This window comes from Hydrotalea sp. AMD (assembly GCF_004100315.1).
GTDB lineage: Bacteria > Bacteroidota > Bacteroidia > Chitinophagales > Chitinophagaceae > Hydrotalea > Hydrotalea flava.
Map to the genome: position 1 here is coordinate 44927 of NZ_SCKY01000005.1, position 22776 is coordinate 67702.

Here is a 22776-nt window from a genome sequence, read left to right on the forward strand (position 1 = left end):
CTGTTTATCAGTGCAAAGGAAATAAGGCATTTACCGCATTTTTGTACTTAAAATGTAGTATATTAATAACTTGCAAATAAAATCTGAATTATTTCGTCAGGACTTTAGCTTATTTAGAAGCTCTACTTTATTTGTAACCTCAACCTTCTCAAAAATGTTCTGAATATGCTTGGACACGGTCTTTTCGGAGATAAACAAAGCTTTAGCTATCGTTTTATACTGAATTCCCTTTAAGATAAGTTTAACAATTTCTATCTCTCTGTTGGTCAGTTGGTAAAGCTTGCATTTTTGGTCTACGGAAGGCAACAACTCGTTACCTGAGATCGTACCAATTTCCGGGACATTTAAAATCTTTAGGTTTGAAATTGATGAATCTATAATGGCCTTTTTCTGCTTCATAATGTTAATCAGCACAGTTTCAATTTTCTGATATAGTACTTCAAACGAGAAGGGTTTTTGTATAAAATCAATCGCACCCAATCGCAAGCCTTTAAGTTTATCAGTTGGTGCAGATTTTGCCGATAAGAAAATTATTGGAATGTGACCATAGGTGTCTTGGTCACCAATTGCTTTAACGAAGGCAAAGCCATCCATCTTATCCATCATAATATCCGATAAAATCAAATCAGGCAACGTGGGTAAATTCTCCAATTTTTTTAGTGCTTCTGCTCCATTTAACGAGCAAAAAATATTGTATCTAATGCTCAGCTTTTTAAATAGAAAATGAAGCATAGCCTTATTGTCTTCTATAAGCAGGATTGATTGCCGTTCGGGTAGATAAGGAGTATCAACAATATCGAGATTTTCAATGCTGTAAATCAGAGATTGGGTCTTTGATGTAGCCTGAGATTTAATATCACTGTCTTTTACATTGTATTTTTCAAAAGTTATCTCAACGGTGGTTCCCGGCATCTCAGTAGGATTGCTTTCAATTTGGATATGTGCCCCTAAACTATCCGTTACCTTTTTTACAATTGGTAAGCCCAGCCCCATGCCCTGCAATCCGGTTTTTTTATGGCTGATTTGGTAATATGGCTTGAATATTTTCTTTTGTAAATGGGGTAATATCCCTATTCCATTATCCTTTACAGAGAAGATGATTTTATCGCCAATACTCTTCAGTGCTATTTCTATATTTCCTTCCGCATTTGAAAACTTGATGGCATTTTCTATTAAATTATTCACAATTCTATTAATAGCATTAGGATCTGCGTTTACAAAAAGGCCTTCTTCGATATCCTTGACACACTGGAGGTTCTGTTTCTTGCAGTAATATTCAAACAGAATGAAGCTGTTTCTTATAATCTCACTAAAATCGGTTATTTGATTATGATTATAAACAGTAAAGCCTTTAGTAAACCGTTCGAGATCGAATAGATTTGTGATATCATTTGTGAGTTTGTCTATACCACCTTTTATAATGTCCAATTCTGCAACTGATCCGTATTTGGTGATATATTCCTCCAAATAATTATTGACAAGCGTTAGCGGTGTCTTTGTTTCATGAACGAGGTTAATAAAATTGTCGGTTTTCTGCTCGTTCATTTTCTCCAGTTCCTTTGTTCTTTTCTCAACCTCTTCCTGCAAACTTGTATTCCAGTTCAGCAGAAGCAATTCTGAATCTATAAGCCGTTGACGCTCCGATCTTGTTTGTTGGATATGCCGATGCATCTGTAGCCCGAATAGGAGTAGAAACCCTGTGTTGGTAACCGAAGCCTCTATTGCCTGACTTTGATCGAAGTATGCAATAAATGGCAGGCCGATCCAAGGCGTTAAACTAAAAAATAAAATCGCCATTTCCGTTCTTGATTCTATACTGCCAAACTCGTTGTTGTATTTAAATTGAATAGCTTTTACTAAAGAATAGATAACCCATAAAGCATACAAAACCGGCACTATGAGCAGTTGCTGTGCCGTCAGCAGGTTATCTGATTTGGCAAAAACGATAACAAAGGTGAGATAAGGAAGCATCAAGAACAGATAAACACCCTTGTAGACATGGAATTTCATTTTCTCTAACCCGAATGCTTTATACACATAATAGGGAAAATAACAGGGTGTGATAAACCCCGTAGCGTACGCAATAACTTCCTGAATAAAAAACGATCCCGGCAAATCAGAATCAGGCAGTAGGCCGCCTGTCACATTATAAATTATAAGTAAAGAAATAAGAATTATGTTTAGGTTGGTGTTCTTATCATCCGGCCGGGATAATTTATAGGTGGCCAGATAAAAAAGTATAACCGTTTCTAAACACACGAAAACAAACGTGACAATGTGCATTTCTGTTCCGAATACCAGCATATGCGCTATGGTTTAGCAAGCTCTCTTCTAAGAAAAAATAGTTTATAGCTTAAATCTGCTTCATGGTAGATATTAAAGCCAAACTTTTGATACCAGGGTAAATTTTTTAAAGTAGAGGTTTCCAGATAGATGGGTCTTCCTTTAACTCGGCTATCTTCTATTAGCTCATCCAGAAAAACACTTCCGATTCCAGTATTTTGAAAATCCGGATCAACCCCTATAAACCATAAATAGTACATGAGTTCTTTCGGCTGAGCTTTCTTGATCAAAGACTCCCTGGCAAGCGTTTTTTGTATGTTTTCTATACCGACACAGGAAAGAATCAATTTTACATCCAATAAAATGGATTTAATTGTTGTTTTCTTTTTATCCGGATATAATATCAATGCACACGCATTATTATAATCGGAAATGAAAACGTCACCAAATAAGTAACAGACTTCAAAAGAATAATCCATCAGCGCACTAATTCTCTTCATCCTTTTTTCATCTTGCTTTACAATGTAATTAACACTTTGGTTAGCTTCAAACGACTTTGTTAGTATATCTACTATTAAAGCCTTGTCAGTGTATTCTGCCTTTTTCATAAAATTGTTTTTATGTTGTTTTTAAGTTTATGTATGTTTTGTATCAACTGAAAGCATCGGGAGAAAATATACAAGCAGCAGTATGAGAAGAAATAAGATTACCAAGGCTATGATCGCTAAAACACGAAAAATTCTGATCCTTTTTGGAGGCGATACTTTTGGTTCTTTCAACCTTTTCGATAGATTGGCTTTTCTTTTTTTCATAAGTAAATTTTATTATTGCTATGTCATGTCATTTTATACCGACGGCTTTAAATGAGAGGATTGACGTTTAGGCCTGAAAAAAGAATAGGCTATCGCCAATAAAATCATAGTCATTATCCCTCCATACAGGAAATTTGTATTTGGAAAACTGCTTCCTAAAAAGCCTGCAACCGGATAGGCAATTGCCCACCACAGATGAGAAAAAGCAAAATGAGACCCATATACTTTTCCCTGTTCCTCCTCAGCTATATTTTCTCCAATCAGTGTTTCTGATGGTATTTCGGCCAGGCTCTGGCCTAATCCTGCCAACACCCATAATCCCAGTAGGAAGGAATAGTTCATGTAATTAGCGCTACTAATTGCCAGGGCAAGTATAAGTGCGCCAACTATCAGTGATACCTTTCGCGATTTTGATTTATCAATTGCACCTGAAACGAATGCGGCAACCGCAGCCCCAATACCAAAAGCCGACATCACCAAGCCATAGTGCTTGTCTGTGAGATGTAATCCGCTTTTAACATGTCCTATCGTGTTAACCAATATCTGTGCGCCTGCAATGGCAGAAACAAATTCAATGGACAAAGCAAATCGGATCAGTTTATTTTTAAACAGTAGCCTTGCTCCTTTAACCACATCCTGCCAGGTAGTCAGCGGTTTCTCATTAGAGAGCACTTCCTTTGATTTTTTAATTAGATTGCCCGGCAGCGTTACAATCAGGATACCTGCCAGAATAAAGGAAACTGCATCCACAAAGAAAATTTCCCTTGCACCCAGCCATATTGCTAATATTCCGGCTAAACCTGGCCCTAACATTCCTAATAGCTGATAGGTAGCGGTTGATAAACCTATAGCCTGCCTGTAAATTGCTTTATCTACAATTGTGGGTATAACCGATTTATATGTTGGTGTAAAGAAGGCGTTGAAAACATTCAATAGAAACACCAGAACATATATCTGCCATTCGGCTGTAATAAAGGGCATACAGGCAACAATACCCATGCGCATGAAATGGGTAATATAAAGTATTTTTTTACGGTCTATACGGTCTGCCAGAACTCCGGCGAAGGGAGAGAATATGATGAATGCGACTACCCGAAGAGTAAGGGCTGAAGAAAGAATTAATGCCGACCGTTCTTTTCCAAACTGATAGGAAAGTAAAGCCAGGCCAACCCAGGTAAAAGCATCCCCTAAAAGACTGATGGTTTGTGCAAAATAAAGTTTAGCAAACAGTCTGTTTTGTAGCGCATGAAATGGTTCAGACAGTTCATTTAGTATCTTTCGAATATTCATAACTTACCATTAATTGAAACTATCTCCCAAAGATTTATCCTTAGAGTTCATATTGTCCTTTTAATCTTAGGGTTACCGTAACATCTTTGCTTCCGTTATTTCTGAAAAACCAACCATGCTTGCCTTCATAAGGAGATAAAAAAGTACCCACCATATTATTAGCGTTAGCGATTGTGTAACTTTCAAAATAAACTGCTTTAGCGGCCTTTGCTTGTTTTACCTCGCCATGAAAATCAAAATATAGAATGCCATTATCTGTTGTCCATTCGTATTTCATACGGCCATGTTTGAGCATGTTTATTTTATATTCAATCCCTTTTCCTGCCGGTACTATTACTTCAACACTATCTTCTCTGTGTGTTAATTGTATTTCAGGAGCTGGATTATCAGCCTCCACAGGTCTTTGTACATCTGGTCCTGAACCTGCTTTTTCCATTTTTATCAAGGGAATATTATTTGACATAATTCCTGATCCGGCAGTTCCATTGTTGCCATCTTCAGGAATATACAACCTGGTAAAGCCGAAAGCTTTGCCTGCACCAGTGGGATCAATGCCATATTCAGCAGGGAGTACAGCTGTAATTAACAAGACAAATCCAACGAGCATTGCAGTGATAGTCGCTTTTATTATTTTCTTTTTTTCCAATATCGGATGATTAATTTCTGTCATTATTTCTTTTTTAAGATGTGATATAACCTGTTAACTGGTAGCCCAACAATAAGAAACCTGCTGCCATGAGCATGGTATTGGTGAGCGTAGAAAACCTATTAAAGCTGGGAGATCTTCGCCAAAGGGTAATAAGGATCAACACGAAAGCCAAAGCAATAAACTGTCCTATTTCTACACCGATATTGAAACCCAATAAGTTGGTGAACAAGCCTTCTTTATCAAATTTGAAATCCTGTAATTTACTGGCCAGTCCAAAGCCATGAAATAGCCCGAAAATTAAAACTGCTGCCTTTGTATTGGGTTGGATGCCAAAAAACCGTTTGAAGCCTCCTAAATTATCGAAACCTTTATATACTATGGAAAGTGCAATGATGGCATCTATAAGATAAGCGTTGATCGCAATATTGCTCATTACGCCAAACAATAAGGTTAAACTATGGCCTATGGTAAAAAAGCTTACATAAAGCAATACTTCTTTAGGCCGGTACAGGAAAAAAATAACTCCAACCAAAAACAGCAAATGATCATAACCTGTGAGCATATGCTTTGCGCCTATATATAAGAATGGGCCAAATGCTACACCATCGTTTCCTGATAAAAAGGCTTGAGTGTCTCCATCGACACCATGAGCCAAAACATTATTACTAACGCTGTACAATAGGAGTATAATAGCCAGTGATACAATTTTCCTTAAATTCATAATTTTTCCGTTTACTGAATAACTCTTCTCTCTGATATAACTCAAGAGAGAAGAGTCGGTCAAATTTTATTAATGTGTATGTCCATGAGCAGCATCGGCACTATCTTTTGCCATTTTATCGGCCGCAGCCTGGGTGGTATCTGTAACACTCATATTGTTGCTATCTGCACCCATTGTCTCTTGCTCATTTTGTGTAGATGCGTCAGATTCTTTGTTTGTATTATTTGAACAGGCTGATAATATGATACAAGCCATTGACGCAATGATGAATACTTTTTTCATGTTTGTTTTTTAAATTTTAGTGAATTAATTTTTGTTAATAGTTAATAAGAAATTGGTATTATTGGTTATTTTCAATACCTGTCAGCGGAAAAGCAAATAAAATATTGATATGTTACTTATTCTTCTTCTTCAGAATTCTTTAATGCAGACAGGATAGCGTAAGCATTCTTAACTACGACTTTAGTATTTTCTGCGTTCACGCCTTCAGGTAGAGTTATAGCTGTGTATCCTTCTTGTTCAATTCCTTTTTTAACCTGTTCTAACCGAAAGGTGTATCCATTTGAAGATTGCTCTGTTTGAAAGATCAGAAAATCATTTCCTTCCAACTGTACGATTGCTTCGGAAGGTATAGCATACTGTTTTTCTGAACCTGTCTCAATCCAGGCTTTTACATACATACCAGGTAAGAGATCTGGGTCTTTTTGATTTACAAAATGGCAGTGGACCGGTACCATGCGGTCATCGCCCGTTGATTGACCAATTAAAAATATCTTCGCTGTACGGTTAAAGTTGTTCTCCTTAGCTAATGAGAATCTAACGGTTTGCCCTACCTGTATCTTCCCCAGATCTTTTTCAAAAGCATTTAATGCCAGATGGAGATCATTCTTATTGATAATTTCAAACAGTACATCTGTTGGAGTTGCATATTTACCAATGTTTACATTACTGGTCTTGATATATCCGCTGATGGGAGCATAGAGGTTGGCCGTCCGTGTTATTTTTCCGATTTGTAAAGCCGACCTGCTGATACCCGCTAAGGCGAGTTGTTGTTCAATGCCGTTAATTCGGGCTTGCAAAACCTTGTAGTCTGATGCTACCTGCTGAAAAGTTTTTGCCGAGTTTACATCTTCTTCTCTCAACTTCTGCTGGCGTTGGTATTCCTGTTCAAGAAATTGCAGGCGGCCTTTGCTTTCCAGATACTCCTGTTGCATGGTGATAAAATCAGGGTTTTCAATAGTAGCTAAAACCTGTCCTTTTTTCACGGCTTGCCCTGGAAGCAATCCTGCCGTTTTAATATAACCCCCCAAGGGAGCAGAGACAGTTGCCGTACCTTTAGGCTCTACATCAATTACTCCATTAAGTTTGATGATGTTACTCAGATTGCGCATCTCAATGGTGCCAGTCTCAATACCCGCAAGCTGGTATTGAGCCGATGAAAAAGTGATTTGCTTTGCCGCAGTTGAGACTGTGTCTGTTGAATCGGCAGCAGTTTCTACCGCTGCTGTATTTTTTTCTGATTGCTTACTCCCACAAGCTGACAGGAACAAAAGGGCTACTAATGCTACCGGGATATGTTTATTGAATACTAAGTTCATTGCTCTTTATTTTATTAAATGGTTATTATTTAGTGCCTAACAGGGTTTCGATGGAAATTACTGCTTGATTATACTGGTAAAGATTATCCAGATACTCTGCCTGGATATTAATTGCCAGTGTGAGATTTTGAAAATGCTGGATGTAGGAGATATCACCGCTTTTAAAACCCTTTTCTGAATTATCAATAATTAGTTCTGCTTGTGGTAAAGCCAGTTTTTGATAATAATTTATGGTGTTTTGAAGCTTGTAATATTGTTGTATAAGCTTTTGCAGTTCTCCCTGAAGCGTTGTCTTAGTCAGGGCTATCTGAGATTGAGCGATATTCTCATTTATTTTCGCAGCATTTATTTTAGAGCGGTAACCGCCCGGTAAAATCGGAATAGACAGTCCAAGCTGATAAAATGAAAAACGGTCACTGCCGGTAAATTCACGATTGGCACCATTGATGTATTGAATACCTTTATAGGTTTGACTGCTGTAACCCAATACAATATCAGGCAGCATTCTGTTCTTTTCCACCTTGGTTTGTTGCTGATTAACTTTCAGTTCCTGTTGGAGATATTGAATTAGCGGACTTTGAACAAGTGAATTACTATCTGTTGGCAGCACCAGATTTCTTGGAGTCAATTTTGAATCAGCTATGATGATATTGTCTTGTGTATTCAATAAAGTTTGCAATTGCTTTTTAGCGATTTCTAAATCAGCATCATTCTGCTCGATCTTGTTCTTTATCTGCATAGACTGTGCAGAAGAAGTGACACTTTCCAGTTTAGTAGATTCGCCCGTTTGATAACGCAGGTTACTTGACCTGTCCAGATTACTGTAAATGCTGTCTTGATGAAGTAATAATCTCCTTTTATCTGTTACATATAGGTATTGCAGGTAAGCAGATTTTACATCTGCAATTAGATCATTTTCTTTGATCATTTTATACCGCTCACTGCTGCCAACTTTTGCTCCGGCCAGTTTGGTTTGACTGCTGTAAAGCGTAGGAAAATCCAATCGTTGGGTAACATTATAAATGTTATCCTGTAACGTGGGATTACTCACAACCCCCTGTGTGTAGAACAGGTCAGTTTTAGGAATGGTGACCGATCCCCGTTTGAGTGATTGCTGTAAGTCAATCTGGTATTGGGCAATCTTAATACTGTTGTTATTCTTTAAAGCCTCATCAATCGCCTGCTGCAAATTAAGCTTACGAGGCTGGCCTGGATTAATTTCCTGCGCCTGAACAATGGTAGTTTGAAAGAAGGAAGTGCCTAATAAAAACATCAAAATAGTAATTGCGGGTGTTGCCTTCTTTTTTTTCTTGCCGGTTGTAAAATAGATATAGAGTACCGGCAGTACGATAAGGGTAAGCAAAGTAGCCGTTATTAATCCCCCGATTACCACGGTAGCTAAAGGGCGCTGAACCTCGGCACCGGAAGAGGCTGAAATAGCCATTGGTAAAAATCCTAAGGATGCCACTGTTGCCGTCATTAATACCGGCCTTAACCGTACACGGGTTCCTTTCAGTACCCTTTCGTAAATATCATCAACACCTTCTTCAGCAAGCCGGTTAAATTCGGCTACGAGTACGATACCATTCAGCACCGCCACGCCAAATAGTGCAATAAATCCTACGCCAGCAGAAATACTAAATGGCATTCCTCTTATCAGTAGAGCGAAAACTCCTCCGATGGCCGATAGTGGAATGGCTGTGAAGATTAGCAGGCTCTGTTTAACGGAACGAAAAGTGAAATACAACAGCAATAAAATAAGCAATAAGGCTACCGGTACAGCTATTGCGAGCCGTTGCGTAGCTTCTTTTAAATTCTGGAATTGTCCGCCATAGGTTACGTAGTAACCTGCCGGTAAATCCACTCGTGATCCGATGATCTGCTGAATGTCGTTTACAATACTTTGTACATCCCTGTTACGAACGTTAAAGCCTATCGTAATCCTTCTTTTGGCATTATCTCTCTGGATTTGAACGGGGCCTGGTTTATAGGATATTGTTGCTACTTCGTTAAGGGGTATTTGCTGACCAGATGGCGTATTTACATACAAGTTTCGGACATCGGTTATGTCAGTTCTATACGCACTATCCAGCCTTACAACAACATCAAAACGCCTTTCCCCTTCATAGATCAGACCGGCTGATTTGCCTGCAAATGCTGTTTCAATAGCATTGTTGATGTCTTCCACATTCATGGCGTACTGAGCGATTTTATCGCGGTTAAGCTGGATTTGTATCTGCGGTAAGCCGGTTACTTCTTCTACATACAGGTCTTCAACACCATCAACAGGTCTTATTTTCTTTCCAACATCACTTGCCAGGTCTGAAAGAATATTTAGGTCTTCGCCATAAATTTTGATAACAACATCCTGTTTTGCCCCGGTAAGCAATTCATTGAAGCGCATCTGGATGGGCTGCTGAAAACTGAAGGTGGCATTCGGAATAACAGCAAGTGATTGCTGCATTTTCTGTATCAATTCTTCCCTTGATTCTGCGCTCGTCCATTCTTTGCGGGGTTTTAAGATGACCATCATATCACCTGCTTCTATAGGCATCGGATCTGTAGGAATTTCGCCTGATCCTATTTTATTGACGACCTGATTTACCTCCGGATAATTTTTTAATAATATGGTTTGAGCCTTTTGAGAAACATCAATCATTTGCTGGATGGAGCTTCCAACGGGAACCCTGGTTTCTACTGCAAAATCGCCCTCATCCAGTTGCGGAATAAACTCACCGCCCATGCGTGAAAAAGTAATGAGTGTGATAACGAATAATCCAATCGCAATGATAACAACCAGTAGCTTTCGGTGAATAGCGGTTTCAATAACCGGCCTGTACACACGCTGGAAGAAATTCATCATCCGGTCAGAGAAATTGGGCTTATGCTCGGTTTTACGGCTCAATGCAAGTGCCGACATCATGGGGACATAAGTAAGAGACAGCAAGAAAGCCCCTAATATGGCAAATGACACTGTTTGCGCCATTGGTGTAAACATTTTACCTTCCACACCCACCAATGCCCAAAGCGGCAGATACACAATAAGGATGATAATCTGTCCAAAAGCCGCAGAACTCATCATCTTACCTGCCGATTCCCGCACTTCTGCATCCATTTGAGTGGAAGATAATTTGACTACTCCGGGATGATGGTGTTTGCTCTGCGTAATCCTATGCATCACGGCTTCCACGATAATCACCGCTCCATCCACTATTAACCCAAAGTCTATCGCCCCAAGGCTCATCAAATTGCCGGATACGCCAAACAGATTCATCATAGCTATGGCAAACAGCATAGAAAGTGGGATAACAGAAGCCACAACCAAACCACCCCGAAGATTCCCCAGAAATAAAATGAGAACGAAGATGACAATTAAAGCCCCTTCGGCTAAATTTTTGGTAACGGTAGCAATGGCACTATCCACTAATTTCTTACGGTCAAGATAAGGTTCTATGGTAACGCCGTCAGGCAAGGTCTTTTTTATTTGCTCAATCTTCTCTTTTACATCAGATATTACCTGTGAGGAATTGGCGCCTTTTAACATCATCACTATTCCGGTAACCACTTCACCTTCTCCATTACGTGTAGCCGCACCATAACGTACACCATGCCCAAACTGGACTTTCGCCACATCACGAATAAGTACCGGTGTTCCATTATCGTTAGCTTTAATAACTATTTTGTTTAGCTCATCGAGGTTCTTAATCAAACCTTCACTACGAATAAAATAGGCATTGGGGTTTTTATCTATATAAGCTCCTCCTGTATTCTGATTGTTCTTTTCCAGTGCAGTAAAGATGTCCGCAATGGTAATATCCATGCTTTGGAGCTTATCTGGGTCAACGGCTACCTCATATTGCTTTACAAAACCCCCGAATCCGCTCACCTCAGCTACTCCCGGAGTACCTAATAACTGTCGTTTAATAATCCAGTCTTGTATAGTGCGCAGTTCGGTCGCATCGTATTTGTTTTCATACCCTTTTTCAGGATGAATAACATACTGATAGATTTCTCCAAGGCCAGTAGTAACAGGCGCCATTTCCGGCTTCCCGATCCCTTCGGGAATATCTTTTGCAGCAAGTGTAAGACGTTCCTGTATTTGCTGCCTGCCCCAATATAAGTCGACATTTTCTTCAAAAATAATGGTAACAATGGAAAGTCCGAAACGAGAAAAAGAACGCATATTCTTTATGCCCGGAATACTGACCATTGTCTGTTCTACCGGAAAGGTGACTAATTGTTCTACTTCCTGTGCTGCCAGGGTTGGCGATACTGTAATCACCATCACCTGGTTATCGGTAATATCGGGAACTGCATCTATGGGGAGTTTGGTTAACGAATAAGAGCCCCAGCCGATTAAAGCCAGGGTGAATAATCCGATAATTAATTTATTCTTTATCGAAAAATGAATGATTTTATCTAACATTTTTAGTTATTAGTTGAATGACATGAAAAGGGTATTTATAGCAGCAGATTGAAGCCAGAACAATAGCACATCTCATACAAAAAAGTATGGCTACCTTATTGGGGGTATTAATGCAATGTGGCTAATGCCAATTACTATTTGAAAATCATCAATAAAATAATTAAAGGCACCGAAACGAACATTCCGGCACTTATACAATGCAGTAATACTTGTAAAAAATTAACAGGAAGGAGGACCCCGCAGGGAGGAGGAGTTTAATTTGTAACTGGGTGGAAATGTTACATATTCCCAAAAACGTTGTTTTTTATAGTTTGCATACCAGACCAGAGGATATTCAACAGTAGTTAAAAATGGTAAATAATCAAGCGCCTTGATTGGGAAATTGGCTTTCTTCTCGGTGGCACCCAAATACACTAAATTTCTTTCAGCCGAACTATGCTGTAAATAAGAAAACGCATTTTGAATATCCTTTAACCCATTATTTGTTGAATGCGATGATGTAGCGGAATGTTCAGGTACATGGTCTTCATCCACATGAAAATGAGGAACAACATCATGCCCCATCATTACCACGAGGGATAAAAGAAATGCTATGTACCTGACTTGTTTCATTTGATCAAAAACACACAATTTGCCAATTTAGCTGCTAAAATAGCTAATAAATTTGGAAAATAGCTAAACTTTCAATAAGTTATACAACAAATCGCATTTGCTAATTGATCAAAAAATTTCTTGTGACCGCTTTTTTTATTAATAAATTACGCATTGCCTTTGCTTTTATTATAAGCCAGTAACCGCAGCCCGTTAAAAACCACAATAAGTGTAGAACCCTCATGTCCAATTACAGCCGGGCCAATACCTGTTATGCCTGCTATGGTGAGGGGAATGAGGATGACTACCATGCCCAGGCTAATCCATAAATTCTGCTTAATGATGCTGCGTGACTGGCGGCTTAATCCTATGGCGAATGGCAGATTATTTAATTGGTCAGCCATTAATGCAACATCGGCTGTTTCCAACGCAACATCAGATCCGGCAGCACCCATAGCAATACCAACAGTACTTTTAGCCATTGCAGGAGCATCATTTACACCATCACCCACCATTGCGACTTTGCCCTTATTAGCTGTTAAATCTTCGATGGATTTCACTTTCTGTTCAGGTAGTAAATTGCCCCAGGCATCGGTAATTCCGATTTGCTTAGCTACAGCTTCTGCTACTTCCTGATTATCTCCCGTTAGCATGATCATTCGCTTAATGCCAAGTGACTGCAGCTGTTTTAAAGTTTCTGCTGCTTCTTTCCGGGGAACATCCATTAAGGCTATCAGACCAATCACCTGATCATTGCGCTGAACAATCATTGTTGTATTGCCTTCTTTTTCCAGTTTGTTAACCTGTTCAATAACATCCTGTGAAAGATTTTTAAATAATTTCTGATTTCCAATAATAATTTTTTTGCCGTTCACTTCTGCTTTAACACCATGCCCGGTAACAGCTTCGAGATTTTGAGCGGAAAGAATATCTTTTTTTAGTTTATCCAGACCACCTTTTACAATAGCGGCAGCAAGAGGATGGTCGCTTAATCTTTCAACCGCTACAGCCATCTCTAAAACTTCATCTTCTGAAACATTATTAAGCCCAACTATATGGGTTAATTTAGGTTTGCCTTCAGTTAGCGTACCCGTTTTATCAAATGCTATTGCGGTTAAGCCACCCAATTCTTCTAAAGGGCCGCCACCTTTTATCAGTACGCCGCCTTTAGCTGCCCTGGCAATTCCGCTTAAAACGGCGCTTGGTGTAGAGATCGCCAGCGCACAGGGACTGGCTGCAACCAGTACGGCCATCGCCCGATAAAAACTTTTACTAAATGGCTCATCCACCACCACAAAAGCAAACAATAAGATCACAATCAGAGCTAATACAGCAGGAACGTAATATTTTTGAAGCTTATCTGTGAATAATTGCGTGGGCGATTTTTGAGCTTCTGTATCATTCACCAGTTTAACCAACCTGGAAAGCGTGGAATCAACAGCCAATTTGGTAACCCTCACTTCCAGTACCTGACTTCCATTAATAGTTCCGGCAAAAACTTTATGCTCTGGTTTTAAGCTTTTATCATCACGATAATCCTTCTCCGGATCGTCCACCGGTGATTTATCCACAGGCACACTTTCTCCCGTGATCGGAGCTTGGTTCACGCTACTTTCTCCTTTGATAACCACACCGTCAGCAGAAATCTTACTATTAGGTTTTACAAAAATCACATCGCCTAATTTTAGTTCTTCGATAGGCACTTCCTGTTCACCGCCATCCTTTTTAATAAGGGCTGTTTTTGGTGCCAGTTCTGCCAGTGACGCAATAGACTTCCTTGCTTTATTCATTGCATAATGCTCTAAAGCATGCCCCAGACTGAACAAAAAGAGCAATAATGCTCCTTCTGCCCATTGTCCCAGGGTGGCCGCACCAACAGCCGCTACCAGCATCAAAAAGTCAATTTCGAAATGACCTTTGATAATACTTTCAAAAGCTTCTTTTGTGGTATAAAATCCTCCAAAAAAATAGGCAATGCAATAGCAGGCCAGACTAATCCAGGCTGGTAAGTCTTTAATGAAAGATAAACCAAATCCGGTGGCGAGAAAAGTGCCACAAATAAGGCTGAAAATCAGTTCCGTATTCTTTCCGAAGATACCATTATCATTATGTGATTGATCATCGTCTTTTTTGTTATTATTATTATCTTCAGGATGATCACCCTCAGCCATCACGTTATTATTATGATCTGTTGTCAGTTTGTTTTTATGTTTTTTCATAAATTGTTTTCGTGTTTTAACCTTCTAAATCAAGAAACCATTCTTCAGCTTGCCTTATCCCTTCTTTTAAAGCATCCCGCCTGGTGTAATTATTTTTTGTGAGCAGTGCTGCGGCTATTTCGATAGCTTTTTCCCTCACCTTCGGTTTTAAATTTTGTAAATCCGCTTCAAATTCATTAAAAATTTCTTTCATCATATGTTGTTAAAACAGCCGGACATTGCCCGGCTGTATATTTGAAATTTATTCCTCTTCAGCACTGTTTTTCATTTTTGAAAGCAGATCATACGCCCCGTCAATGACAATCTCCGTTTGTGCATTAAATTCTTGCGGGAATATCACTTCTGTATAGCCGTTTTCTGTTACACCAGTTTGAATTTCTACCATCCGGAAGCTATAGCTTTTGTTGTTTTGCTCAGTTTTATCAGCTTCAGGCAAAAAGATGTAACTCTTTCCTCCGAAATTAACAACCGATTTTTCAGGAAGAGCTGTTACCTGATTACTGCCAGTTTCTATAGAGGCTTTCAGGTACATGCCTGGTACCATTGCCGGATCAATTTTTTCTGTTATGCGACAATTCACGGGTATGCTGCGATCTTTATCTATTTCTTTTCCAATCAAATAAATTTTAGCAGTATGCGAGGCAGAATCATTTGCCAAAGAGAAACGGACCATTTGTCCTATTTTTAATTTAGGAATATCCTTTTCAAAAACATCTAATTCTACATACACGTTTTCTGCGTTCACAATCCTGAACATCATATCATTTGGACTGACATAAGTACCCCGGTTAACATTAACCTGGGTTACAAAACCATTAATGGGTGAATAAATGGAAACTGTGTTTTGGATGCCGTTCTTTTCCAAAGTATTCACATTGATGTTCAATAATGACAGCTTGGCCTTTAAGCCTTTTACGCTATTCTGAGCACCCAAATAGTCTGCTTTGGCTTTTTGTAGCGTTTTCTTGGCATTGATATTTTGCGCAGAGAGTTCCTGCTGACGGTTATACTCTGTAGTTAAAAACTCCAACTGGCTTTTGCTGTCTAAATAATCCTGTTGCAACTGGATGAATTCAGGGTTCTCTAATGTAACCAACCGTTCTCCTTTGGAAACACGCTTGCCTTGTAATAGTGAAGTCGCCTTTACAATCCCGCCATAAGGCACTGTGATACTTACTGCATTTTGTGGAGGCACTTCCAATTTACCGTTCACCTGAATGGCAGCACTTAAATTCCGCAGCTCAGATTTTCCGGTCTTTATTTTTATTGCCTGATATTGCTCTGCGCTTAGGCTAACAGTGTTTTGCGGATCTTCAGTAGTTTCGGTAGCCACTTCCGTATTTGTCGATTGCTCATTCTTTTTGTTTGTATCGCCGCAGGCTGTAATCTGTATGGTAACATAAGCAGCCAATAATAAGAATGACTATTTTTTGATCTTTATCATGTTAGAATATTATTAAGATTTATCTGTTAATAGTTTGACCAGACAGATACTGCAATTCAATAATAGATTGATTGAACTGATTGACTGTTTGGAGATAATTTGACCTGATTTCCGAATAGGTACGTAGTGCCTGCAACAGTTCTACATATTGGATCTCTCCCTGTGTAAAAGCCGCCTGCGATTGTTTTCTTAAGAAATCAGCATTGGGCAGTGCATTCTGCTCATAATATTCCATGCTTTTTAACTGTTTCAGGTATTCTTCCACCGCTTGTTGGTACTGGCCCTTAACGTTCGTTTCATATAAGGAATATTGCGTGGCAGCAATCCGGGCACCAGTCTTTGCAGCCTTGATACGATTACTGTAAGCGGAGAAAAACAGAGGGATTTGAATACCGGCCTGAAATCCTGAAAAACGATCTCCCGGGCCTGAATATATATTCTGTCCGTTGATGTTTTGAAAACCACGGATGCTTTGATTAAAATACCCAATGGAGAAATCAGGGCCTGCATTGGCTTTCTCCACCCCAACAGTCCGGCCCGCTACTTCTATTTGTTGTTTCAATAAATTCAGTAAGGGCTATTAATTGAATCCTGGCGGTTAAGCAATGCATTAATACTTTCTTTCTCTATTGTTGCATCTGAAATAATTACAGGTTGGCTGCTGTTCAAAAGTATTTGCAGTTGTCGCTGATAGATCAGGATGTCTCCTTTGTTTTTCTGTATAGTGTTCCTGATTTCATTTAATTGCGTTTCTGCGGTTTTAGATTCCAGCAACGTACTTTCCCCGGTTTCATACCGCAATTGCGCCGCTTTTAAAAAGTTTTGATAAACGGTATCCTGACTTTGCAATTGCATGTTCAATGCAAGCAGATAGTTTAGCTGATAATAAGCCGATTTGACATTATATACCAGTTCATTTTTGGTGACCTGCACATTCAACTGCCGTTCTTTGATCCTTGCTTCACCCAAACGTTTCTTAGCACCGATTAAGCCAGGGTTTGGAATAGGCTGGGTTATTGAGAAATAGTTATCATTTAGATTACTATTTGCCTGACCATATTGCGCCCCAATTTGTGTCTTCCCAAGATCGAAAGCAGACTTCTTGAGAAACTCCTGTTGGTTTACTTCTAATGTAGCAGATCTTACTGACGCGTTTTGTTGTATTGCAATCTGGATTAGTTCATCCAAGCTTTTGGCCGGAGGATTGATTTGCGCCTGAGCGAATGAGCCAGTTAGCAGCAACAATAAAATAAGCGGTGTTTTCGCTCCAAATTTCATTTTCTTCAATTTTATCGTTTCAAACCAGGTGTATAGTACAGGTAGAACCAGTAACGTAAGAAGGGTAGCCGTAAGCAAACCGCCGATTACCACTGTAGCAAGTGGCTTCTGAACTTCCGCCCCGCTACCATGAGATAAAGCCATAGGTAAAAAACCAAGTGAGGCAACTGTTGCCGTCATTAGTACCGGCCGTAAACGCATCCGTGTACCAATCAGTACAATTTCCATAATATCGGTAATGCCTGATTTTTTTAACCGGTTAAATTCGGCGATCAATACAATGCCATTCAGTACTGCGACACCAAAAAGAGCGATGAACCCGATGCCCGCTGAAATGCTAAAAGGCATATCCCTGATCCATAAAGCGAACACACCGCCTATAGCAGATAAGGGAATAGCTGTGAAGATCAGTAGAGCCTGTTTGATAGAATTGAATGAAATGAATAAGAGGAACAGGATCAACAAAAGTGCTACGGGCACCGCTATACTTAGACGGGCACTGGCTTCCTGAAGGTTTTCAAAGGCTCCTCCGTAAGTGATAGAATAACCAGGATCAAATTTTACCTGCTGATCAACCTTCTGCTGTAATTCAGTTACCAGGCTTTCCACATCTCGTCCACGAACATTGGTACCCACAATAATTCTTCGCTTTGCATCATCACGCTGGATCTGGTTGGGTCCAACCTCAATTTGAACATCTGCCAATTGGCTGACCGGAACCTGTATGCCTGTAGAAGTGGTTACGGAAAGATTTCGGATATCCTCAAGGCTTTGGCGGCTTTCTTCTTCCAGGCGCACAACCAAATCAAACCGTCGTTCACCTTCAAAAACCAATCCTGCCGCTTCACCTGCGAAGCCTGCTCTTATCACTCTGTTTATATCTTCGATGTTTAATCCGAAACGGGCGATTTGAGCCCGGTTATAATTAACCACGATCTGCGGAAGTCCGGTTACCTGTTCCACATAAATATCTGCCGTACCTTCTACCGTACCGGCAATGTTTCCAACCTGTGCAGCGTATTCAGCCAGTTTATTCAGATCTTCGCCGTAGATTTTAATCACGACATCCTGCCTGGCACCGGCCATCAGCTCATTAAACCGCATTTGAATCGGTTGCTGAAAACCGAATGTTACACCCGGAACATTCGCCTCTAATTTGGCCTGCATTTTTTCAGCAAGTTCGTCCCTTGAAGATGCACTTGTCCACTCGGACTTATCTTTCAGGATCACCATCATATCAGCAGCTTCCACCGGCATGGGGTCAGTAGGTATTTCAGAAGAACCGATTTTATTGACGACCTCTTTGACTTCGGGAAAATTATCAAGTAATACTTTTGCACCACGTTGAGTAGCATCAATGGTTTGGGATATACTGCTACCCGTCATTACCCGTGTTTCTATGGCAAAATCACCCTCGTCCAGGGTTGGAATAAATTCAGCACCTAAAAATTTGAAGGTTACTAAACTCAAAACAAACAAAACAACGGCAATGCTTACTGTGATAATCCTTCTTTTTAATGCCAGATGAATCAGCGGCGTGTAGAGCTTCTGGAAGAAAGCCATCATTCGATCTGAGATATTTTTTTTGTGAGTTACTTTCTTACTTAAAAAAAGTGCACTCATCATAGGGACATAAGTAAGAGAAAGTAAGAATGCACCCAGAATCGCAAAGGAGACGGTTTGAGCCATCGGACGGAACATTTTACCTTCAATACCAACCAAAGCCAGAATGGGTAAATACACAATGAGGATGATAATCTGCCCAAAAGCCGCAGAACTCATCATTTTCTTTGCAGAACTATTTACCTCATGATCCATTTCCTGCCCTGTGAGCCTTCCATCATGCTTTCGGGACGTGATCTGATGCAATACACTTTCCACGATAATCACAGCTCCATCCACGATCAAACCAAAATCAATAGCACCCAAAGACATCAGATTGCCGGACACTCCAAAAACTTTCATTAATGAAATGGCAAACAACATGGCCAGCGGAATGACAGAAGCCACTATTAATCCTGCTCTTAGATTTCCGAGGAAAAGCACTAAGACGAATATGACAATTAAAGCACCTTCGGCAAGGTTGCGGGTCACTGTACTAATGGCATTATTGACCAGTTTGGTACGGTCTAAGAAAGGTTCGATGACAACACCATCTGGAAGTGTTTTTGAGATTTCCGCAATACGTTCTTTGACATCTCCGATCACTTTGGAAGCATTGGCTCCTTTCAGCATCAAGACCAGTGCACCTACCACTTCACCTTCAGTGTTTCTTGTCATGGCACCGTATCGGATCGCTGATCCGTATTGCACAGTGCCTACATCTCTTATTAATATCGGTGTGCCATCGGATGTGTTTTTAACCACAACGTTTCGGATATCATCCAGATTTTTAAGCAATCCATTGCTTCGGATGAAGTAGGCATTCGGTTTCTTATCAATATAAGCACCCCCGGTATTTTGATTGTTCTTTTCAAGTGCATCTAAAACATCGCTGATGCTGACACCGATTCCCCGAAGTTTATCAGGATTGAGGGCGATTTCATATTGTTTGAGATAACCACCAAAGCTGCTCACATCGGCAATCCCTTCTACACCCAGTAACTGTCTTCTCACAATCCAGTCTTGAATGCTTCGCAACTCCATAGCAGAGTATTTTTTTTCATAGCCGGGTTTAGCCCGAACGATGTACTGATAAATTTCTCCTAAACCGGTAGATATGGGTCCTAAAGTGGGTTCACCCATTCCTGCCGGAATCTGGTTCTTTGCATCGCTTAGCCGCTCATTAACCTGTTGCCGGGCCCAGTAAACATCCACATCATCTTTAAAAATGACGGTTACAACAGAGAGCCCAAAACGGGAGAATGAACGTATCTCTTCCTTCTCAGGAATAGTTGCCATTGTTTGTTCTATAGGAAAAGTGACAAAGCGTTCTATGTCTTCTGCACCATTTGAAGGAGAGACGGTGATGATCTGTACCTGGTTGTTGGTGATGTCCGGTACTGCATCAATAGGTAATTGCCTGAGGGAAAAAATCCCCCAGACGATCAGGCCCAATGTAAACAGGCCAATGATCAGTTTATTATGTATGGAAAATTTAATGATCTTATCCAGCATTTCTTATTTATTAAAGTGATACGAATAGAAATGCCATAGGCGCATAAAGACAGCTGCTCCCAGAATTGCGGCCAGTAGATAATATATTATCAGCCGGACAATTTGGGCAGTAGAAACTTTTCTTTTCTTTTTTCTGCGTTTTTTTATCTGCTTAGGCATTTGTAATGGTTAGAACCAATACATGTACTTGAATGAGCTGCATTATTGCAGTCATAGATCTCTAATTTTAAATAAAGAGAAGTACTAGCCTAATTGAGGAGGTTGCCAGATGGGAAGGCTGATATTTATGAATTCTCCCTGCCTATAATCTGTATAGGCCGGAGGATAAATCGGAGGATGAAAAGCGACAGCAAACAAAGTCTGAGCGACAGTTGGAAGTGAGAAGCAGGCACATGTGCAAAAAGGACTGCATTCATCAGTTTTATTCTGATGTTGCTCTGTAGTTTTCTTTACAGATTCATATTTGGCATTGCCTTCCATAATAGACACATCAGTACAGGGCACAAAATGCGCTGCCATAATGATGATGATCCATATGAAAGAAAATAACTTCATTGTATATTTTGCAAATATAGGATTTTTTATTTAGCAGGTTCTATATGGATCATCACATCTATAAATTGGGGTAAGCTATTCTGGATATGGTTTTTTGCCTTATGCGCAATAGCATGTCCTTCTTCCACAGATAGATTTTTATCGACCCAAATGTGAAGGTCTGCATGATTCATCACACCCATTTTTCGGGTATGACACTTTTCAACGAGTATGACATCCTGAACTTCAGCAGCCAGTAGTCTGACTTTTTGATTAAGTTCAGGCTCAAGGTCTTCATCCAGTAATTCACCGATGGCAGGTCTGCAAATTAAGTAGGCATTAATCAAGATTATGGCAGAAGCGAACAATGCCGCATAGTCATCAGCCACTTCATATCCTTTACCACCAATTAAACCAATTGTAATACCTATAAATGCTGCCGCAGAGGTAATAGCGTCACTACGGTGGTGAAAAGCATCTGCTTTTACTGCACCGCTGTTAATTTCGAGACCGGTTTTTAAGACATAGCGGAATAATAACTCTTTTGTAGCAATAACCACAACAAGAATTATTAAAGTATAAGCGGCTGGCGTTTTATGCGGGGTTATAATATTATGAATACTTTCTTTAGCAATAATAAACGCGGCAATCGCTAAAGCGATTGCAATCCCGAGGGCTGTAAGTGCCTCGGCTTTGCCGTGTCCATAAGGGTGTTCGTCATCAGCGGGCTTTGCAGACCATTTTAAACCTAACCAAAGCATAGTGGATGTAAAAATATCAGCAGTAGATTCTATGGCATCGGCTATCAAAGCATAGGAATGGCCGAATATACCACCCAATGCCTTGATTATTGCCAGGACACCACTTACTATGATGCCAATTAAAGTTGTTCTTAGTCCCCTGTTCGGAACAGTAATCTTCTCGTTTGAAACTTCCATAGATTATTTGTAGTCGCTACAATCTGAAGCTGGTGCATGAACACCGGCACCCTGTTCATAAACTAAAGACGCACCAAGATGGCCGGTATATGCAAGTGCAACTGACCCTGCAACCATTAAGATAACACTGCTAATGAATAACCATTTTTTAGCATTCACGGCAGCAAATTTATGCGCTATGTCTGCGATTGTAGCACCCGAAAAAACAAAGCTGGTTACGTTGGCCCAGTACAAATGATCTTTTAAAACGAACGGATCACATATTCTTCTTACCTCGGAACTATAAGCCAGTTTACCCGTGTAAAATGCAAGCCATAAAAGTATTGTGCCGCTCCACAAGAGTAAGGACATGGTAAATTTCAGGTGGCCAGCCAAAGTTCGTTTTCTATTGGCAAATAGAGCCAGCATACCCAGTGCAGTGCTTAATAATAAAAAAGCTATTGGAAAATGAACAGACAATGGATGCCAAAGTTCAGTTCTCTCAATCCCAAAGTTTTCATACATTTTATTGAATGATATTGACTTCCATAGGCTCTAATCTGTTCCCTTTTTTCTCTACTGTTACTTCAAGATTTTGCCCTTCCTTCAAAGCGTCAAAAGAAGCTGTTTGTCCATTTTGCATCAGCTTGGTTTGATCCGTAAAATAAAGTTCTAACATCTTCCCGTCGCTTGTTTTAACATAAACTTCCTTTTCGTCTGGATCTACCTTATTAGCGGTCCCTGTATAGGTTCCTGAAGGAACAACATCAGTATTTTCTATTTCAGTACTGCTGCTATTGTCACCACCATTATTACAAGCCTGAAAAGCGATTAAAGTTGATGCTGCAAGTGCTACCGTTAAAATTACTTTTTTCATGATTTTCTGTTTTTATTACT

At 39.9% G+C, this 22776-nt stretch carries 18 protein-coding genes; all 18 read right to left on the reverse strand.

Annotation, left to right across the window (positions count from 1 at the left end; translation table 11 throughout):
* Positions 1–96 precede the first annotated feature (96 nt).
* Positions 97–2304 carry an ATP-binding response regulator gene (locus tag EO766_RS04280; RefSeq protein ID WP_287100710.1) on the reverse strand — a complete coding sequence of 736 codons (2208 nt, stop codon included), beginning with the start codon at positions 2302–2304 and terminating at the stop codon, positions 97–99.
* Positions 2305–2309: 5 nt separating this feature from the next.
* Positions 2310–2891 (reverse strand): GNAT family N-acetyltransferase, encoded by a 582-nt coding sequence (locus EO766_RS04285; RefSeq protein ID WP_287100711.1) that lies wholly within the window; start codon positions 2889–2891, stop codon positions 2310–2312.
* A 237-nt stretch (positions 2892–3128) separates the two neighbouring features.
* Positions 3129–4385 (reverse strand): MFS transporter, encoded by a 1257-nt coding sequence (locus EO766_RS04290; RefSeq protein WP_287100712.1) that lies wholly within the window; start codon positions 4383–4385, stop codon positions 3129–3131.
* Positions 4386–4425: 40 nt separating this feature from the next.
* Positions 4426–5031 carry a hypothetical protein gene (locus EO766_RS04295; protein WP_287100714.1) on the reverse strand — a complete coding sequence of 202 codons (606 nt, stop codon included), beginning with the start codon at positions 5029–5031 and terminating at the stop codon, positions 4426–4428.
* A 34-nt stretch (positions 5032–5065) separates the two neighbouring features.
* A complete protein-coding gene (locus EO766_RS04300; RefSeq protein WP_074418493.1) occupies positions 5066–5755 on the reverse strand; it encodes a HupE/UreJ family protein in 690 nt (229 codons plus the stop codon).
* A gap of 69 nt (positions 5756–5824) precedes the next feature.
* Positions 5825–6037, reverse strand: coding sequence for a hypothetical protein (locus EO766_RS04305; RefSeq protein ID WP_074418494.1), 213 nt, complete (start codon positions 6035–6037; stop codon positions 5825–5827).
* A gap of 116 nt (positions 6038–6153) precedes the next feature.
* Positions 6154–7353, reverse strand: coding sequence for an efflux RND transporter periplasmic adaptor subunit (locus EO766_RS04310; protein WP_074418495.1), 1200 nt, complete (start codon positions 7351–7353; stop codon positions 6154–6156).
* Between the two features lie 25 nt (positions 7354–7378).
* Positions 7379–11779 (reverse strand): CusA/CzcA family heavy metal efflux RND transporter, encoded by a 4401-nt coding sequence (locus tag EO766_RS04315; RefSeq protein ID WP_074418496.1) that lies wholly within the window; start codon positions 11777–11779, stop codon positions 7379–7381.
* 219 nt (positions 11780–11998) lie between these two features.
* Positions 11999–12391 (reverse strand): hypothetical protein, encoded by a 393-nt coding sequence (locus EO766_RS04320; protein ID WP_287100717.1) that lies wholly within the window; start codon positions 12389–12391, stop codon positions 11999–12001.
* A gap of 146 nt (positions 12392–12537) precedes the next feature.
* Positions 12538–14589, reverse strand: coding sequence for a heavy metal translocating P-type ATPase (locus tag EO766_RS04325; protein WP_287100719.1), 2052 nt, complete (start codon positions 14587–14589; stop codon positions 12538–12540).
* Between the two features lie 16 nt (positions 14590–14605).
* Positions 14606–14785 carry a hypothetical protein gene (locus tag EO766_RS04330; RefSeq protein ID WP_287100720.1) on the reverse strand — a complete coding sequence of 60 codons (180 nt, stop codon included), beginning with the start codon at positions 14783–14785 and terminating at the stop codon, positions 14606–14608.
* A 45-nt stretch (positions 14786–14830) separates the two neighbouring features.
* On the reverse strand, positions 14831–16000 hold the full coding sequence (locus tag EO766_RS04335; RefSeq protein ID WP_287100721.1) for an efflux RND transporter periplasmic adaptor subunit: 1170 nt from the start codon (positions 15998–16000) through the stop codon (positions 14831–14833).
* Between the two features lie 52 nt (positions 16001–16052).
* Positions 16053–16595, reverse strand: coding sequence for a TolC family protein (locus tag EO766_RS04340; protein ID WP_287100723.1), 543 nt, complete (start codon positions 16593–16595; stop codon positions 16053–16055).
* Positions 16596–16600: 5 nt separating this feature from the next.
* Positions 16601–20428, reverse strand: a complete 3828-nt coding sequence (locus tag EO766_RS04345; protein ID WP_287100724.1) for a CusA/CzcA family heavy metal efflux RND transporter — start codon at positions 20426–20428, stop codon at positions 16601–16603.
* A gap of 243 nt (positions 20429–20671) precedes the next feature.
* Positions 20672–20983, reverse strand: a complete 312-nt coding sequence (locus EO766_RS04350) for a DUF6660 family protein (RefSeq protein WP_287100725.1) — start codon at positions 20981–20983, stop codon at positions 20672–20674.
* A gap of 26 nt (positions 20984–21009) precedes the next feature.
* Positions 21010–21900 carry a cation diffusion facilitator family transporter gene (locus EO766_RS04355; RefSeq protein WP_287100726.1) on the reverse strand — a complete coding sequence of 297 codons (891 nt, stop codon included), beginning with the start codon at positions 21898–21900 and terminating at the stop codon, positions 21010–21012.
* A gap of 3 nt (positions 21901–21903) precedes the next feature.
* A complete protein-coding gene (locus EO766_RS04360; RefSeq protein WP_287100727.1) occupies positions 21904–22404 on the reverse strand; it encodes a DUF2231 domain-containing protein in 501 nt (166 codons plus the stop codon).
* Between the two features lies 1 nt (position 22405).
* Positions 22406–22756, reverse strand: a complete 351-nt coding sequence (locus tag EO766_RS04365; RefSeq protein WP_287100728.1) for a hypothetical protein — start codon at positions 22754–22756, stop codon at positions 22406–22408.
* Positions 22757–22776: the final 20 nt, after the last annotated feature.

What these genes read in the sequence shown, in the direction of transcription:
- EO766_RS04280 (WP_287100710.1), bottom strand. Translation starts at nt 2,304, where the DNA reads ATGCTGGTATTCGGAACAGAAATGCACATTGTCACGTTTGTTTTCGTG.
- EO766_RS04285 (WP_287100711.1), bottom strand. Translation starts at nt 2,891, where the DNA reads ATGAAAAAGGCAGAATACACTGACAAGGCTTTAATAGTAGATATACTA.
- EO766_RS04290 (WP_287100712.1), bottom strand. Translation starts at nt 4,385, where the DNA reads ATGAATATTCGAAAGATACTAAATGAACTGTCTGAACCATTTCATGCG.
- EO766_RS04300 (WP_074418493.1), bottom strand. Translation starts at nt 5,755, where the DNA reads ATGAATTTAAGGAAAATTGTATCACTGGCTATTATACTCCTATTGTAC.
- EO766_RS04305 (WP_074418494.1), bottom strand. Translation starts at nt 6,037, where the DNA reads ATGAAAAAAGTATTCATCATTGCGTCAATGGCTTGTATCATATTATCA.
- EO766_RS04310 (WP_074418495.1), bottom strand. Translation starts at nt 7,353, where the DNA reads ATGAACTTAGTATTCAATAAACATATCCCGGTAGCATTAGTAGCCCTT.
- EO766_RS04315 (WP_074418496.1), bottom strand. Translation starts at nt 11,779, where the DNA reads ATGTTAGATAAAATCATTCATTTTTCGATAAAGAATAAATTAATTATC.
- EO766_RS04320 (WP_287100717.1), bottom strand. Translation starts at nt 12,391, where the DNA reads ATGAAACAAGTCAGGTACATAGCATTTCTTTTATCCCTCGTGGTAATG.
- EO766_RS04325 (WP_287100719.1), bottom strand. Translation starts at nt 14,589, where the DNA reads ATGAAAAAACATAAAAACAAACTGACAACAGATCATAATAATAACGTG.
- EO766_RS04330 (WP_287100720.1), bottom strand. Translation starts at nt 14,785, where the DNA reads ATGATGAAAGAAATTTTTAATGAATTTGAAGCGGATTTACAAAATTTA.
- EO766_RS04345 (WP_287100724.1), bottom strand. Translation starts at nt 20,428, where the DNA reads ATGCTGGATAAGATCATTAAATTTTCCATACATAATAAACTGATCATT.
- EO766_RS04350 (WP_287100725.1), bottom strand. Translation starts at nt 20,983, where the DNA reads ATGAAGTTATTTTCTTTCATATGGATCATCATCATTATGGCAGCGCAT.
- EO766_RS04355 (WP_287100726.1), bottom strand. Translation starts at nt 21,900, where the DNA reads ATGGAAGTTTCAAACGAGAAGATTACTGTTCCGAACAGGGGACTAAGA.
- EO766_RS04360 (WP_287100727.1), bottom strand. Translation starts at nt 22,404, where the DNA reads ATGTATGAAAACTTTGGGATTGAGAGAACTGAACTTTGGCATCCATTG.
- EO766_RS04365 (WP_287100728.1), bottom strand. Translation starts at nt 22,756, where the DNA reads ATGAAAAAAGTAATTTTAACGGTAGCACTTGCAGCATCAACTTTAATC.